The sequence below is a fragment of the Rhizobium sp. 3T7 genome, from assembly GCF_020166565.1.
Classification (GTDB): domain Bacteria; phylum Pseudomonadota; class Alphaproteobacteria; order Rhizobiales; family Rhizobiaceae; genus Rhizobium.
Window position 1 is genome coordinate 1 of record NZ_JAIQXS010000027.1, and the last position, 13,253, is coordinate 13,253.

The window sequence follows — 13,253 nt, forward strand, 5'->3', positions numbered from 1 at the left end:
CGATGGCCCTTCAAGTCGCTTCAATGAAAGCTCCTCCGCATAAGCGTCGAGGAGCTTTTTGCGTTTAGCTCCGTGTCCAACTCGCCGTAACCGGCCGATTGCTACCGCGGAGATTTTGCCTTGACTCGAGCGATGAGCTCTTCGTCGTCGACAAAGCTGTCGAGGAATTCGTTCCAGGCTTCGGGCGAACGGCGCGCAGCTGAGAGCATCTGGTTAAGCTCATCGATGCGATCGTCGGTCAGTGCGGTAATTGCCTCATCGTCACCGGTTACGACGCTGACGATATTTCCATAGGTCAGATTGTCGGAGTTTCTGACGATCACCTGAAGGAGTTCCAGGTCTTCGCCAAGCATTTCGGCGACATGGTTGATTGTGAAGACGTAGGTGATCGTTGCCATCAGGCAGCCTCGGCGCAGACGGTGACGACCGGTGTCCAGTTCCAGGGAAGCAGTTCATCGAGCCGATTGATCTTGTGATCGTGGATGCGGTCGAGGAGATCGGCCAGATAGGCCTGCGGATCTAGGCCATTCATCTTGGCCGTTTCGATGATCGTCATGGCACGCGCCAGGGTCTCTGCTCCCGTGTCAGCTCCTGCGAAGAGCCAATTGCGTCTTCCAACTCCTATCGGACGCAGGGCTCGCTCAGCGGCATTGTTGTCGATGGCGACACGACCGTCGTCCAAGAATAGGCAGAACGAGGACCACCTGCTCAGGCCATATCGGAAAGCTTGAGCCAAATCGCTCTTGCCCGGAATACGGGACAATTGCGCCTCGGCCCAGACACGCAATGCTTCGACCTTTGGCTTGCTAAGCTTCTGACGCGCGGCAAGGCGGACATCGGCCGGCTGACCGGCAATGTCGTGTTCGATGTCGTAAAGCGCGCCGATACGGTCGAGAGCCTCGCGCGTGATCTCGGATTTGTTCGAGGTCCAGATATCATGAAGGTCACGTCGCCAATGCGCCCAGCAGGCCGCCTCACGGAAGCGCCGTTTTCCGTCCGTATTGGGTTCGTATAGTTTTCCGTAGCCTTTGTAGCCGTCTGCCTGAAGGATGCCACTTGCCTGCTTGAGGTGACGGTGGACGTGCTCTTCCTTCCAGTCGGGAGCAAAATAGTAGACCGCACCAGGCGGGGCTGCGCCCGCCCATGGACGCTGATCTCGAACATACGTCCAGATCCTGCCCTTCTTCACGCCTTTGCCTAACCCCTTGTCTCGTAGCGAGCGATCCAGCACCCGGACCGGGGTATCGTCGGCATGGAGGAGATCACTACCCATGATCGCGGCCTCAATCCGCTCGATCAGCGGCTGAAGCACTTGCATGGCACGACCACACCAATCGACCAGTGTGCTATCGGGGATATCGGCGCCCATGCGGGCGAAGATCTCGTTCAGACGATACAATGGTAGATGGTCGTCGAACTTCGAGACCAGGATGTAAGCCAAAAGGCCAGCACCTGCCATGCTGCCCGGTATCGGGCGGCTGGGTGCCGGCAACTGCACCATCTTCTCGCAGCAACGGCAGGACAAATCGAGCGACCTCGATGACCTTCATCTGCGCGGCGATCATGTCGAGGATTTCGCTTACGTCTTCGCCAACGAGGCGCAGTTCACCACCGCAATCGGGGCAGCAGGTGCCAGGATCGAGTTCTCTACGCTCGCGATCCGCCGTTTCCGATACCCGCGGACGACGGCACATAACTCCTTTCGGGCGTGCTTGCCACAGGTGCGGCAGGCACGGCCTCATCTCCCTCAGCGAGCGGCTTGGTGCTGCTCTCGGCCGCGGCGATTAAAAGATCTTCCAGCGCCAATTCCAGCTGCTGGATTTCCCGTTCGATCTTTTCCGAGGACTTGCCGAAGACCTGTTTCTTCAGCTTGGCGATGCGCAGTCGCAATGACTGGATCAACTGGTCATGCACCTGCAACGTCGCCGACATCTTCGCATTTTCCGCCAGCAAGGCGGCGATCATTGCCTTCAGGAAGGCCGGATCATCGGGAAGATTTTGGGTCGCGCTCGACATGAACCTGACTACCATAGGTCAGGGCGAGTATCCATAAAAACAAGCAGATTCAGTGAGATAAATTCAACCGACACGCGCCGGCGGGGCGCCCCAGTTCGGACGTCGCCAATCGATCCCTTCCCAAAGCATGGCCATTTGCGCCGCTGTCAGCCGGGCTGTTCCATCTGCTGCTGAAGGCCATGGAAACCGCCCCTTCTGCAAGATTTTGTAGTACAGGCAGAAGCCCTGGCCATCAAAATAAAGAAGCTTCAAACGATCGCCACGTCTGCCTCGAAAGGCGAAGACCGCTCCGCCTGTCGGCTTCTGGCGCAAGACATCCTGCGCAAGCGCAGCCAGGCCCTCTATTCCTTTGCGCATGTCCGTGATCCCGCAGGCCAGGTACACCCGCACGCCGGTCCCTGGTCCGATCATGCCGCCTCCACCGCCCGGATAAGCCGCATCAGGGTGGCGCTGTCCACAGCACCGTCGAACCGAAGGCTGCGACCGCAGATCAATCGCAACTCGATCATCCCAGACGGGTCCTGGCGGTCTCCGCAGACCTCGGTCTGCACAGCGTTCATGTCCACCGGAACAAACACCGCATTCGCAGAAGACGGCAAGAGTCCCTGCTTCTTCAGCCCACTACGCCAGGTGTAAATCTGCTGCCGCGTCACATCGTGTCGCTGCGCAACCTCAGTAACCGTTGCCCCGTCGATCCCAACCGACATGACAATCTCGAGCTTCTGTTCGTCGCGCCACCGCCGCCGACGTTCCTGCCCAAGAATCTCGACACGCATCACATACCTCACCCAAGACACGTCGCTAACGACGTCGTTAAACACGTGTCTTAGGCCATTGCGGCCCTATCCGGCAGGCGGTGCCAATCGGGTGCTTACAACTCGCCGGCACGAAGCTTCTCAAGATAATCGTGACGCGCCAGGGCCTCGAATGGCGAAGGCAGTCTTATTGGTGCAGAACCGGCTGATGATAGAAGACTTTTCCGACCGGACACTTTCTGAGCGGCCAAGGATCGACATCAAGCGTTCCCCACACTCTTCAACCACTCCGCGCCTCAACTGCGCAGAAGCGGCAGCAACTGGTTTCCCTGTCGCCTGATTTCCGGCAGGTAAGGCGTGTCGGAAAGCACGAAATGCGTGATGCCCAGATCCTGATACTTGCGCAGGGAGCGGGCGACGTCTGTTGCCGTGCCGACCAGCCAGGTCGTGCCGGCGCCACCGCCACCGAATTTGCCGGGCGCGGTATAGAGGTTGTCGTCAAGGACATCGCCGGCCTGATGCAGATCGAGTAGTCTCTGCTGACCGACCGCGACTGCCCTGTGGTGATCGCTCCAGCCAGCGCCGCTGCTCTTGGCCATTTGCGCAACCTTGGCCTCGGCATCGGCCCAGGCCTGCTCGGTGGTATCGCGCACCAGCGTGGTGATCCGCAGGCCGAACTCCAGGGGAGGAAGGTCGCGGTCCAGTTCCCGGCTTAACACCTTCAGACGCTCGATCCGCTCGCGGACGCCGTCCAACGGCTCTCCCCAGAAAAGCTGAACATCGGCCTCGGTCGCCGACACTCTTTCGGCCGCTTACGAGGCGCCGCCGAAATACATCTTCGGATGACGGCGATCTCCGCGGATCTCGATGCGTGGCACAACGGTCGCCTCGCCAACGCGAAAGTGCTCGCCATCAAAGGTGACATTCTCTTCGGTCCACGGTGGCCCGCCCTGACGTCATTTGGTATGTACCAGAGAAATTCGCTGTCTTTGCTCATGTTCTGCCTGCACTTGTGAAAGTGAAACGAAAGGCCGTGGCCGTGATGCCGGCCGCTGATCGGCTTTCTATGGCGACGCAACTCGGCTGAGCGCATTGCGGGCGGCAATCGTTCTGATCATATGGGTTTGCGGCGCGTGCGAACGGGCGGTGATGGCGTCGCGATGATGGCGCTCGAGTTGAAAATCGCGATTCAGGCCGGGGTTTCCAGCGAGTTCCAGGGCGAGGCTGGTAATTGCCACGGCGTTGTCGATGGACAACATGGCGGACATTCATGCCATCAATGCCCACCGATTTGCCGGCATCGACGTCTTCACCGAGGGAGCGCAGTAACCTGGCATTGGTTGCAAGTCGGACTTCGATCTCTCCCAGGCCGTCTTGAATCCGAGGCACGGTCGCGATCGGTGAACCGAGGCTGGCCGGCGTATGGTGGGCGGCGAAGGCGAGGACGCGGTCGCGGGCAGAAAGCGCCACGCCGTGGTATACGGCGCCGATCAGCGAGAAGAAGAAGGCTGTCGCGTGCTCTTCGCGGCGCAGCGGCTCGGATGCGGGTTGCGATTCAATCATGTCGTCCAGCGGAACAACGGAACAACGACGTCATCGAGAACCACATCGTCGCTGGCCGTTGCATGCATACCTGCGGCATTCCACGTCTTTTCAACGCGCAGGCCTGGACTGTCCGCGGGGACGAGGAAGGAAGCCAGGCGTGGCTCCTTCTCATCGGTGAGTGCCAGTAGCGACACCCATTTGAGGACCGGTATGCCGGTGACGTAGCTCTTGTGGCCGGTAATGCGCCAGGTGTCACCGTCACGGCGCGCGATCGTCTCGGGCAGTGACCCGTGTGCGGGCGAGCCGATGCGCGACTCGGCCTGGGCGGCGTTGATCAGCGCCGGGCCAAGTTGGTTTGCGGTCAGCACTCGTTCGGCAAGATGGGGCGGCCATTTGCCGTAGCGGCGAAGGCTGTAGTGGTTGTTGTAATGCATCGCGAGAACTAGCGCGGTCGAGGGTTCGCCGCGCGCGATTTCGCTCACCACTGCCTGTGCCTCGGTAAGTCCGCCGCCGTAGCCGCCATGTTCGCGTGCGGTCACAAGTCCGAGCAAACCAGCCTCGAACAGACGCTTGAAATTTTCAAATGGAAATTCTCCTGTCGCGTCATGATGGGCGGCGCGCTCGGCAAAATCGACGGCAAGCCGTCGTGCCTTGTCGACAGGGTCGATCATTTCCTGAAGCATGATATCGAACCTCCTTTGGTTCACGCTACAGCGCGCCGGTCGAAGCCGTCGATGTGGCGGTGGTCGACCCAGTCTGCGATATCGAAGTCGGCGGCGAGAAAGCCGAAATCGCGCAGCAAGTCCTTGTAGTGGCCGATCGCATCCACCAGCTCGGGCTGAAGACCAAGGCCAAGGTGCTTGTGGATGTCGGGACCGTTGGCGGCGAGCACCTGCTCCTCGAGGCGGCAGCTATTGAGCCGGACGAGAAGAAGCGATGGGACACCTGGAGCAAATTCCAGCACTTCATCCACGACGAGGTCGCTTCCGTCAACCTGGTTGCTGTTGGCGCCCAGATCGTTGCCAACAAGCGGGTGAAGAACTTCGTCACGGGATCGCAGGGGCTCAATTGGAGCTTCGGCGACCTGTGGATCGATCCAAACGCTTGAGATCAAAGGGCAGGAACCATGACTGGACGGTCGATAGACAAGGCCACATTGTTCGATTGGCTCGGCGACGGGCTTGAACTGGCAGTTCTCGATATTCGGCCGGTCGATGAGGTTGGCTATGCTTCGCCGCTGTTTGCAACAAATCTGCCTGCAGAAAAACAGCTCGCCGCTTCGCGAGCGACCACAGCGAGAGCCTTTCGGCAAAGGACGCTCTGACGTTCATCGATCGGCAGACCGCCTGGAATGCCGATCCGATGCGCACGACCATCTCCTGGATGTCCGCACACCGGGGGAGTTCACGCGAGTGCATCTTCCGGGATCGATCGCCTCCGAGGGCGGACAACTGCTCGGCGTATCCTACCGGACCATCGCCGTGCGCGGTAACGGTTCAGTGTCCTTTCCACCAACGAGGTACAGGACGCTTCGATGGTGTCATCGGCGAAGCTCGTAAAGCTCTGTCTGCCCTGTTCGGCCTCTGACGCTGACGGTTCCGATGGGCATGAAAGTGAAGTTCTCTTCAACCGCGTCACGGATCGCGCTGCTGACGAGGATCGAGGTTCCATAGTCGCGGTTCAGGCCCTCCAGCCGCGAGCCGATGTTTACAGTATCGCCGATGGCGGTGTATTGCCGGCGGGTCTCGGCGCCGACGCTGCCGACGACGGCCGGTCCTGTATGCAGGCCGAAGCGAGTGACAAGTTCGGGGCGACCGGCGGCGCGATTGGAAGCGTTCATCGCGTCGATCGCGGCTTTCATTGACAGGGCACAGCGGCAGGCGTTTTCGACATGCTGCTCGTCACGAACGGGCGCGTTCCACATCGCGAAAATAGAGTCGCCGATATATTGCACGATAGTGCCGCCATGGCGCTCCACAATCATGTTGAGGGCTTCGAAATAAGTGGAGAGCAGCGCCACGACATCTTCGGGCGAATGCCGCTCGGAGATCGTCGTGAACTCGCGGATGTCGGTGAAGAGGACGGTGATCTCCTGCCGCGAGGCGGAGCCTATGGCCGATTGGCCGGCGATGACAATCCTGCGAACCAGTTCACGTGGCACGTAGAGCGAGAACGTTCGGATCGCATCGCGGGCGGCGCCGAGTGCTTTCCCGAGCGCGTTGACTTCGGATATCCAGGAATGCGAGACGCGGCTCTGTCTAAATTCCAGATTACCCAGTTGTCTCGCCTCATCGGCCAATGCGTAGAGCGATCGGCTGATCAATCGGGAGATGATGATCGCGGCGATCGCACCGGCGGCCAGGAAGGCGGCCGCGGCAGCGAGGTTGCGCCTCAGCGTTCGCTCGACAGGCCCAATTAGGTCGTCCAGCGGTGCGGCGATGACGACCGTGTAGTCCTTCAGCATACCGGCAACTTCCGCATGGAAGCTCTGGGCTAGGTACTCGCGGCCATTCACCAGAAAGCGGACAACATGACCATCCGGCAACCGGCGGCCTTGCGCCAGGTTGGTGACGGCCGGGATGGCAGGATCCGCTCTTGCGATGTCGGCAACAGACAGCAGCCGCCCACGACGAATATTATCGCGCAGTTTCGCCATGACTGCGGGGTCGGAATGCACGATCAGGCGCCCGGTGTTGTCGAATACATAGCCATGCGCCTCTTTCGAGATCGTGCCGACATTGACAACCTCCCCCAAGGTCACGAGCATCACATCGGCGCCGATAACGACTTGGCTCCCCCCGACAGCGGGTGTAGCAAATGTCAGAGTGAGGTAGTTGGTCGCGGCTGAAATGTAGGGGCCGACTGAAGTCGTCTGTCCCTCCAAGAGCGCGGCGTGGTACCAGGGGCGGGAACGCGGGTCGAAGATGTCGTCGCGGTCGGCGCGACGAGCGAGAGGACGAGTGTCCTTGTCGAAGAACATCCACGTCGTCCCTGGAATGCCGATGACCTTGGTGATCGTACGTACGGCGAATGCGGCGTCGGCCGGGGCGTTCAAGGTGTCGCGCCAGGTCGGATTGGTCGCAATGTTGGTGGCCTGTATGTACGTCCCGTCTGCATAACCGGCATAGACTCCGTCTATGCGGAAGGACGACTTCAGCCCGTGCAGCAGAAGGTTCTGCTTCGCCAATAGGTCTTGGGGAGGTGGCGTGAGCATTTGGGGCACGGCAGAGATCGTCTCGATCGCTGCATATCCGCCGGCGAACACATTGCGGTAATCCTCGATCGTACGCAAACCGAGCTGGCGCATCTGTGCTTCGCCGGCAGAGAGGGCGGTCACCTTGCCCTGCGTATATGCCATCCACACGAGTGGCAGCGCCGTGCAGGCCAGCAACCCGACAATGATGACGCTGAGATGCAATCGCAGCGGAAAAGCCCAGTCCGCTGCCTCGGTGGTTCCCGTCGCGGGTGATGGCTCGATGCGATGCTCCATACTTAACCCCCGAGAGCGATTGCAATGCTAGCGAGCACGAGACCGAGGCGAAATGTGTGATGAAATCGCCCTCAGAATCAACCCGGCGCGGCGCCCTCGACATTCTTGTCCCTGTCGTCGAGCGGAAAGGTCGCGGCCGCCGGCGCGGAGGGCCACGCCCAGGCTCGCAGCAGTTCGTAAAAGACGCTGAGGACGATGGGCCCAAAAAACAGGCCGAGCAACCCGTGCGAGAGGGTTCCGCCGATGACGCCAATGAGGATCACCGGCATCGGGGTCGATAGCCCTCGGGACATCAAGATCGGCTTCAACACATTGTCCGCGACGGTGATCGGGATCGCCACGACAGTAAAGGCAAATGCCATCGATGTCGGCCAGGAGAACCATGCCCAGACGATGACCGGGACAAGAACGAGGCCCGGGCCGAGTTGCATCAAACAAAGAACGAACACGAGAAAAGTCAGGGCCCCGCGGGCCGGAATATCGAAAAAGGCGAAACACAGGCCGGAAAGGAGCGTCTGAAGGAGGGCCACGCCGATGACACCGCGCGAGACGTTGCGAACCGTCGACCCGGCCAGCCGCGCAAAACCGACACCCCTCTCTCCGCCGATGCGGCCTGCCAATACCTGGATGGTTTCCGCAAGGCGAGGAGACATGGTGAGGAGGATGCCGGAGAGGATGATGGAAGCGACGAAGCTCAACACCCCACCTCCGATCGACGCAAGCTTGGTGATGATGACGCCCATGACTTCGCGAAGAGGCGCCTGGAATTTCATGATCGTTGCAGCGAGATTGCTTGCGACCTGGTTCCAGCCGGCATAGAGGCGCTCGCCGACCACGGGCCAACCGCGTATTGCCTCGGGCGCTGTGGGCAGCGTGAAGTTGTCGGACTTCAACTGCCCGACGAGTGCCTGGACTGCATCGGCGAAATTGACGGCGACAAGCGCCAACGGCGCGATAATGAGCACAAGGCATGCTATGACAATCACGGTAGCCGAAAGAGCTGGCCGACTTCCCAGCAGCCTGGACAGGGCATCGAACATCGGGAAGAGCGCCACCGCAAGGATCGCGGACCAGATGATGATCAGCGCGAATGGCGCAACCAGCTGCAGGCTCCAATAGGCGAACAGCCCAATGATGCCGATCCGCACCAAGTCGCTGACCCGTGCCTCCACAGAGATCTGCGCGGGACTGGTTTCCGCCGCGGTCCCGCTTTGTAGTTTCTCCATCGCGGTATTGCCTATCCCACGGGTTTCCATAGGGCGTGACTGAACGGATCAGGGCTCATCGAGTCGTCTCCGGCACCACGTTTCTGACGCTCTGATCCTCAATGTAATTCGATGGCCGCTTCTGCCGTTTGCCAAGGTCCGGGGCCGCGAACTTCACGCGCTCGTAAGGGATCGACTGCAGGATATGCGAGATGCAGTTTATCCGGGCGCGCTCCTTGTCGTCGGAAGGCACGATCCACCACGGTGCGTGGTTGCTGTCCGTCATCCGCAGCATCTCGTCATAGGCCCGTGTATAGTCCCACCAGCGCTGGTACGACTCGACGTCCATGGGGCTGAGTTTCCACTGCCGAACCGGATCATCGATACGGCGCTTGAAGCGGCGTTCCTGTTCTTCCTCGCTGACAGTCAGGAAATACTTGAGCAGAATGACGCCGCTTTCGACGATTGCCGCCTCGAAGCGGGGTGCCAGCTCGAGGAAACGCTGAGCCTTCTTTTCGCTGGCGAAGCCCATGACGCGGTCAACGCCCGCTCGGTTGTACCAGCTGCGGTCGAAGATCACGATCTCGCCCGCCGCCGGCAAATAGGCGATGTAGCGCTGCATGTAGATCTGGGTTTTCTCGCGATCGGTGGGCGCGGGCAAGGCGACGACGCGGAACACGCGTGGACTGACCTTCTCCGTTATTCTCTTGATCATGCCGCCCTTGCCGGCGGCGTCACGGCCTTCGAAGACGATGACAATCCGAGCGCCCGATTTCTTTACCCAGGCCTGCAGATGCGCCAATTCGATCTGCAGTCGCTTGATCTCCTTATTGTAGTCCCAGGATTTGGCCTTCTTCTGCTTGCCTTTGCGTTCCGTTGGAACCTCTCGTTTCGGATCGTATGCTTCGTCCATCGCTGCCTCCATTGTTTAATGTCGCGCCGCGCTGGGCGCATTCATTGTCCTGCGGAATTGCCTATGAGCGCGCGCAACGCCTCTTCCCGACCATTGAATAGATTGTGAGTGCCGATCTTGTTGATGACCCCGGCACGCTCCAGGATGCCGCGGCTTTCCTCGCTAAGGTCGGCGATGGCAAAGACGATGTCCCGCTTGGCCAAGGCATCCGCCACGGCGTCGAGTGCGACGGCGCCGGTGCTGTCCATGTGCGTGATGGCACTGGCGTCCAGAACAAGACAGTTGGTTCCGGGGGCGAGTTCCTTAGCGACCGCTGTCAGCCGCATGCGGACATAGTCGGCGTTGTAGAACAGAATATTGCCCTGGATCGCGAAGACGGCAGCGCCTTCGACAGGGCGAGCTTCCGGGAAGCGGGCGAGGTCGAAGAAACCGTGTCGTCCTTCGATATGGCCAAGCAGGCCATCGCGTGGAAACATCGTCTTGCGCAACAGGTACACGAACGTCGCGGCAACGGCGACGACTACGCCGTTCAGAACGCCGAAGCTGATTGCGCCCCACATGGCGATCAGCGCAAAGACGAACTCCATGCGGCTGATGTGCCAGATCTTCTTGAGTTCCTGAACGTCTATGAGACTGATGGCCGCTGTTGCGAGGATCGCAGCGAGCGCGGGGATCGGAAGGATCCGTAGGGCACTATGAAGGAACACAAGAGCGGCAATCAGCGTGGCGGCCGAAACCAGCCCTGCGGCCTGGGAGACGCCACCGGTCGACAGGTTTATGGCGGTTCTGGAATCCGAGACGCTGATCGGAAAGGAGCCGAAGAGCCCGGGTGCGATGTTGGCGGCGCCGATACCGATCAATTCCTGGTTGGCATCCACCTCTTCACCGGTACGGGAGCCGAAGCTGCGCGCGGCGACGATGCCGGCGCCGAAGCTGACGAGAAACACGGCGGCCGAGCCGAGTATGATCTTATCGAGCGGCATCTGATGGAGCGCCGGTAAGGATAGGCTCGGGAAACCACTCGGGATATCGCCGACAACAGCGATGCCGTGCCCCCGGAAGTCGAAGAGCGCCGAGAGAATAACCGAGACAACGACGACGAGAACAGGACCCGGAACCTTGACGTTGAATGCCCTGACGATCCAGAGCAACGCGAACATGGAGAGGCCGAAGAGAAGCGACGGCCAATGGATCAAGGAGCCCTTGCCGAGAATTTCCAAGACTGGTGCAAGCAGCCCATCGGACTCGATCTTCACGCCTGTGAAGCGGCTGATCTGCCCGACGAGGATGGAAAGCGACACGCCGGCAAAGAAACCGACAAGGATCGGACGCGACAGGAAGCTTGCGAGGACGCCGAGCCGCAGCAGTTTTGCAGCGATACAGAATATGCCAACGCCAAGGGCGAGCGCCGAGGCGATGGCAACCCGGTCGATATCGGCAGCGGCAGGCTCGGCCGCGATGATGGCGGCCATCGCAGCTGCGAGCACCGTCATTGTTGCGGCATCGGGACCGACGATCAGGAGACGTGACGGACCGAAGATTGCATAGGCGATCGGAGCGACGATGCTGGCATAGATGCCGGTTTCCGGAGGCAGGCCGGCAATCGCGGGATAGGCGATGGCGCTCGGCAAGCCCACTGCGGCGATCGACAATCCGGCCGGGATATCGCTACGAAGCCAGTCTTTGTTGAAACCGGCCAGACCCCGCAACATTGGTAGGCTGCCTATCACCTCGGGTTCCCCTGTTGTTCTTGTCTGATCTCCGAGCCTGCGCGGCCGCCGTATCCGAGCGGCGACAGGAAAAGTTGACGCGTTTTTAGTGTTCCAGGAAGACGTAGTTCATCCAGCTGCTCATGCGCAGCAGGACCTTCCGCAGGACCGCGACGTGGTGCCAGTGATGCGTGTAGACGGCGACCTCGGCCACCACACCACCGGGCAGTTGGTACTCGTCGGTGCTTTCCAGCAATTCGATGCGCGCCAGTGTCTGTCCCGGCGATGCCCGTTCCGGGGATTGCGGGTCAATCAGCGCGCCGCTTGGCTGCAGCTGGCCTTGCGCCATGACATCGATGACTTCCTGTACCCGCGCCTTGAAGATCTTGCCGGGTACGGCCTTGAAGGCTACCTCGGCTTCGTCGCCGACGCGCACCCGCTGAAGCGAATTCTGAATGAAGGCTGCACCCAGCATCCGGTCCTCGCCGTTGATGAAGACCATCACGGGCCGCAAGGGAAGGGGGTTCGCCATCATGCCGGGGCGGAGAAAGACCTGCGTCACGTAGCCGTCGCTCGGCGCACGGACCGTGGTCTGCTCCAGCTCGTACTCGGCGTTTTGCAATTCGGCCTGCAGCCGTGCCACTGTTGGATTCGTGCCATTGATCTCGGACTCATAGGCGAGCTTTGCCTGTGTTGCCTGAGCGCGGGCCGTGTCGACGGTGGCCTCGGCCGTCAGATAGATCCCGCGCCGGTTCTCGACTTCGAGTTCCGAGTACACGGCTCCTCTGCCGCTGGACTTTGAGTTCTCGTTCGATTGCTGAAACTTCTCGAAGGCCTGCAGTGAGCGATCCCTTGAAGCTTCCGCACCGGTCACGGCCGCGTTGGCGGCATCGACAGCAGCCTTCAGCTGCAGGACGGCTTGCTCGGCTTCGGCAAGAGACGCCCTCTTCTGATCGACGGTATATTGATAGGGGCGGGGATCAATCCGGAAGAGAACATCGCCCTTTTTCAGTGGAGCGTTCGGCGTGACGGGCACTTCCACGACCTGGCCGCCGACCGTCGGAATCACCGGAGCGGAGGTGAAATAAATACGTCCTTCGCTGGTATAGGGATGGTTGTAGCTCATGAGCAGCAGAAGGCTGGAGATGAGAAAGATTCCACCGAGAACGGCCGTTGCAAGTGTCCACTGGTTCACCGGAATGCGGAAGATCTTGAAGACCACCCAGCAGATTGCGGCGTAGGTGAGTATGAGGAGCAGATCCATCAGGCGTTCTCCTTCTCCGGCGACTGCGCCTCGAGTTCTGCTATCCGACCGTGAAGGCGGGCGATTTCGGCATTGGCTTCAGCCTCGGCCGACAGCTTGCCATCGGGCCGAATGCCCCAGCCGCGATCCTCGCGATAGAGCGTGGCCCAGATGAAGAGGAAGGGCCAAATGGCGTGCAGCGTGAACAGGCTCACCCATCCAGCAACGTGGATGGCGTCCTGGTGCGGATGGTTTCTGGCCTTGGCGATCAGATGGGGAATGTCATGGATCGCGATCACTGCGTAGAACAGAGTGACCACGACGAAGATCAACACTCCCAGTGCAAAATAGTCGAGAAACACGGTCACTCCTTTTCG

The 13,253-nt window shown here is 60.3% G+C and carries 9 protein-coding genes and 5 pseudogenes; 1 reads left to right on the forward strand and 13 read right to left on the reverse strand.

Features of this window, described 5'->3' with window-relative positions:
• Nucleotides 1-101: 101 nt before the first annotated feature.
• The 7 genes and pseudogenes from K9B32_RS25705 to K9B32_RS25735 form a co-directional block, all read right to left on the reverse strand.
• The gene (locus K9B32_RS25705; protein WP_224567565.1) at nucleotides 102-398 is read right to left on the reverse strand and encodes a hypothetical protein; all 297 of its coding nucleotides are present in this window, start codon (nucleotides 396-398) and stop codon (nucleotides 102-104) included.
• Nucleotides 398-2,016, reverse strand: a pseudogene (tnpC, locus tag K9B32_RS25710) (IS66 family transposase). The gene K9B32_RS25705 and the pseudogene tnpC overlap by 1 nt, the downstream one beginning before the upstream one ends.
• Nucleotides 2,017-2,079: 63 nt before the next feature.
• Nucleotides 2,080-2,427: an IS66 family insertion sequence element accessory protein TnpB gene (gene tnpB, locus K9B32_RS25715; RefSeq protein ID WP_224567567.1), complete on the reverse strand. Its 348-nt coding sequence runs from the start codon at nucleotides 2,425-2,427 to the stop codon at nucleotides 2,080-2,082.
• Nucleotides 2,424-2,792 carry an IS66-like element accessory protein TnpA gene (gene tnpA / locus K9B32_RS25720; protein ID WP_224567570.1) on the reverse strand — a complete coding sequence of 123 codons (369 nt, stop codon included), beginning with the start codon at nucleotides 2,790-2,792 and terminating at the stop codon, nucleotides 2,424-2,426. The genes tnpB and tnpA overlap by 4 nt, the downstream gene beginning before the upstream one ends.
• Nucleotides 2,793-3,067: 275 nt before the next feature.
• Nucleotides 3,068-3,709: pseudogene (locus K9B32_RS25725) on the reverse strand (LLM class flavin-dependent oxidoreductase); the annotation flags it as partial.
• 126 nt (nucleotides 3,710-3,835) lie between these two features.
• A pseudogene (locus K9B32_RS25730) lies at nucleotides 3,836-4,999 on the reverse strand (acyl-CoA dehydrogenase family protein).
• Nucleotides 5,000-5,019: 20 nt separating this feature from the next.
• Nucleotides 5,020-5,217: pseudogene (locus tag K9B32_RS25735) on the reverse strand (ABC transporter substrate-binding protein); the annotation flags it as partial.
• Here K9B32_RS25735 and K9B32_RS25740 point away from each other — a divergent pair.
• Nucleotides 5,212-5,424, forward strand: a pseudogene (locus K9B32_RS25740) (ABC transporter substrate-binding protein); the annotation flags it as partial. The pseudogenes K9B32_RS25735 and K9B32_RS25740 overlap by 6 nt on opposite strands.
• Nucleotides 5,425-5,856: 432 nt before the next feature.
• On the opposite strand, the gene K9B32_RS25745 reads toward K9B32_RS25740, so the two are convergent.
• From K9B32_RS25745 to K9B32_RS25770, 6 genes are all read right to left on the reverse strand, one after another.
• A complete protein-coding gene (locus K9B32_RS25745) occupies nucleotides 5,857-7,806 on the reverse strand; it encodes an adenylate/guanylate cyclase domain-containing protein (RefSeq protein ID WP_224567571.1) in 1,950 nt (649 codons plus the stop codon).
• Between the two features lie 77 nt (nucleotides 7,807-7,883).
• Nucleotides 7,884-9,032, reverse strand: coding sequence for an AI-2E family transporter (locus K9B32_RS25750; RefSeq protein ID WP_224567582.1), 1,149 nt, complete (start codon nucleotides 9,030-9,032; stop codon nucleotides 7,884-7,886).
• A gap of 55 nt (nucleotides 9,033-9,087) precedes the next feature.
• Nucleotides 9,088-9,924 carry a polyphosphate kinase 2 gene (gene ppk2, locus K9B32_RS25755; protein WP_224567583.1) on the reverse strand — a complete coding sequence of 279 codons (837 nt, stop codon included), beginning with the start codon at nucleotides 9,922-9,924 and terminating at the stop codon, nucleotides 9,088-9,090.
• Nucleotides 9,925-9,965: 41 nt separating this feature from the next.
• The gene (locus K9B32_RS25760) at nucleotides 9,966-11,636 is read right to left on the reverse strand and encodes a SulP family inorganic anion transporter (protein WP_224567585.1); all 1,671 of its coding nucleotides are present in this window, start codon (nucleotides 11,634-11,636) and stop codon (nucleotides 9,966-9,968) included.
• A 103-nt stretch (nucleotides 11,637-11,739) separates the two neighbouring features.
• A complete protein-coding gene (locus K9B32_RS25765; RefSeq protein WP_224567587.1) occupies nucleotides 11,740-12,897 on the reverse strand; it encodes an HlyD family secretion protein in 1,158 nt (385 codons plus the stop codon).
• The gene (locus K9B32_RS25770) at nucleotides 12,897-13,238 is read right to left on the reverse strand and encodes a DUF3302 domain-containing protein (RefSeq protein ID WP_224567589.1); all 342 of its coding nucleotides are present in this window, start codon (nucleotides 13,236-13,238) and stop codon (nucleotides 12,897-12,899) included. The genes K9B32_RS25765 and K9B32_RS25770 overlap by 1 nt, the downstream gene beginning before the upstream one ends.
• Between the last annotated feature and the right edge of the window lie 15 nt (nucleotides 13,239-13,253).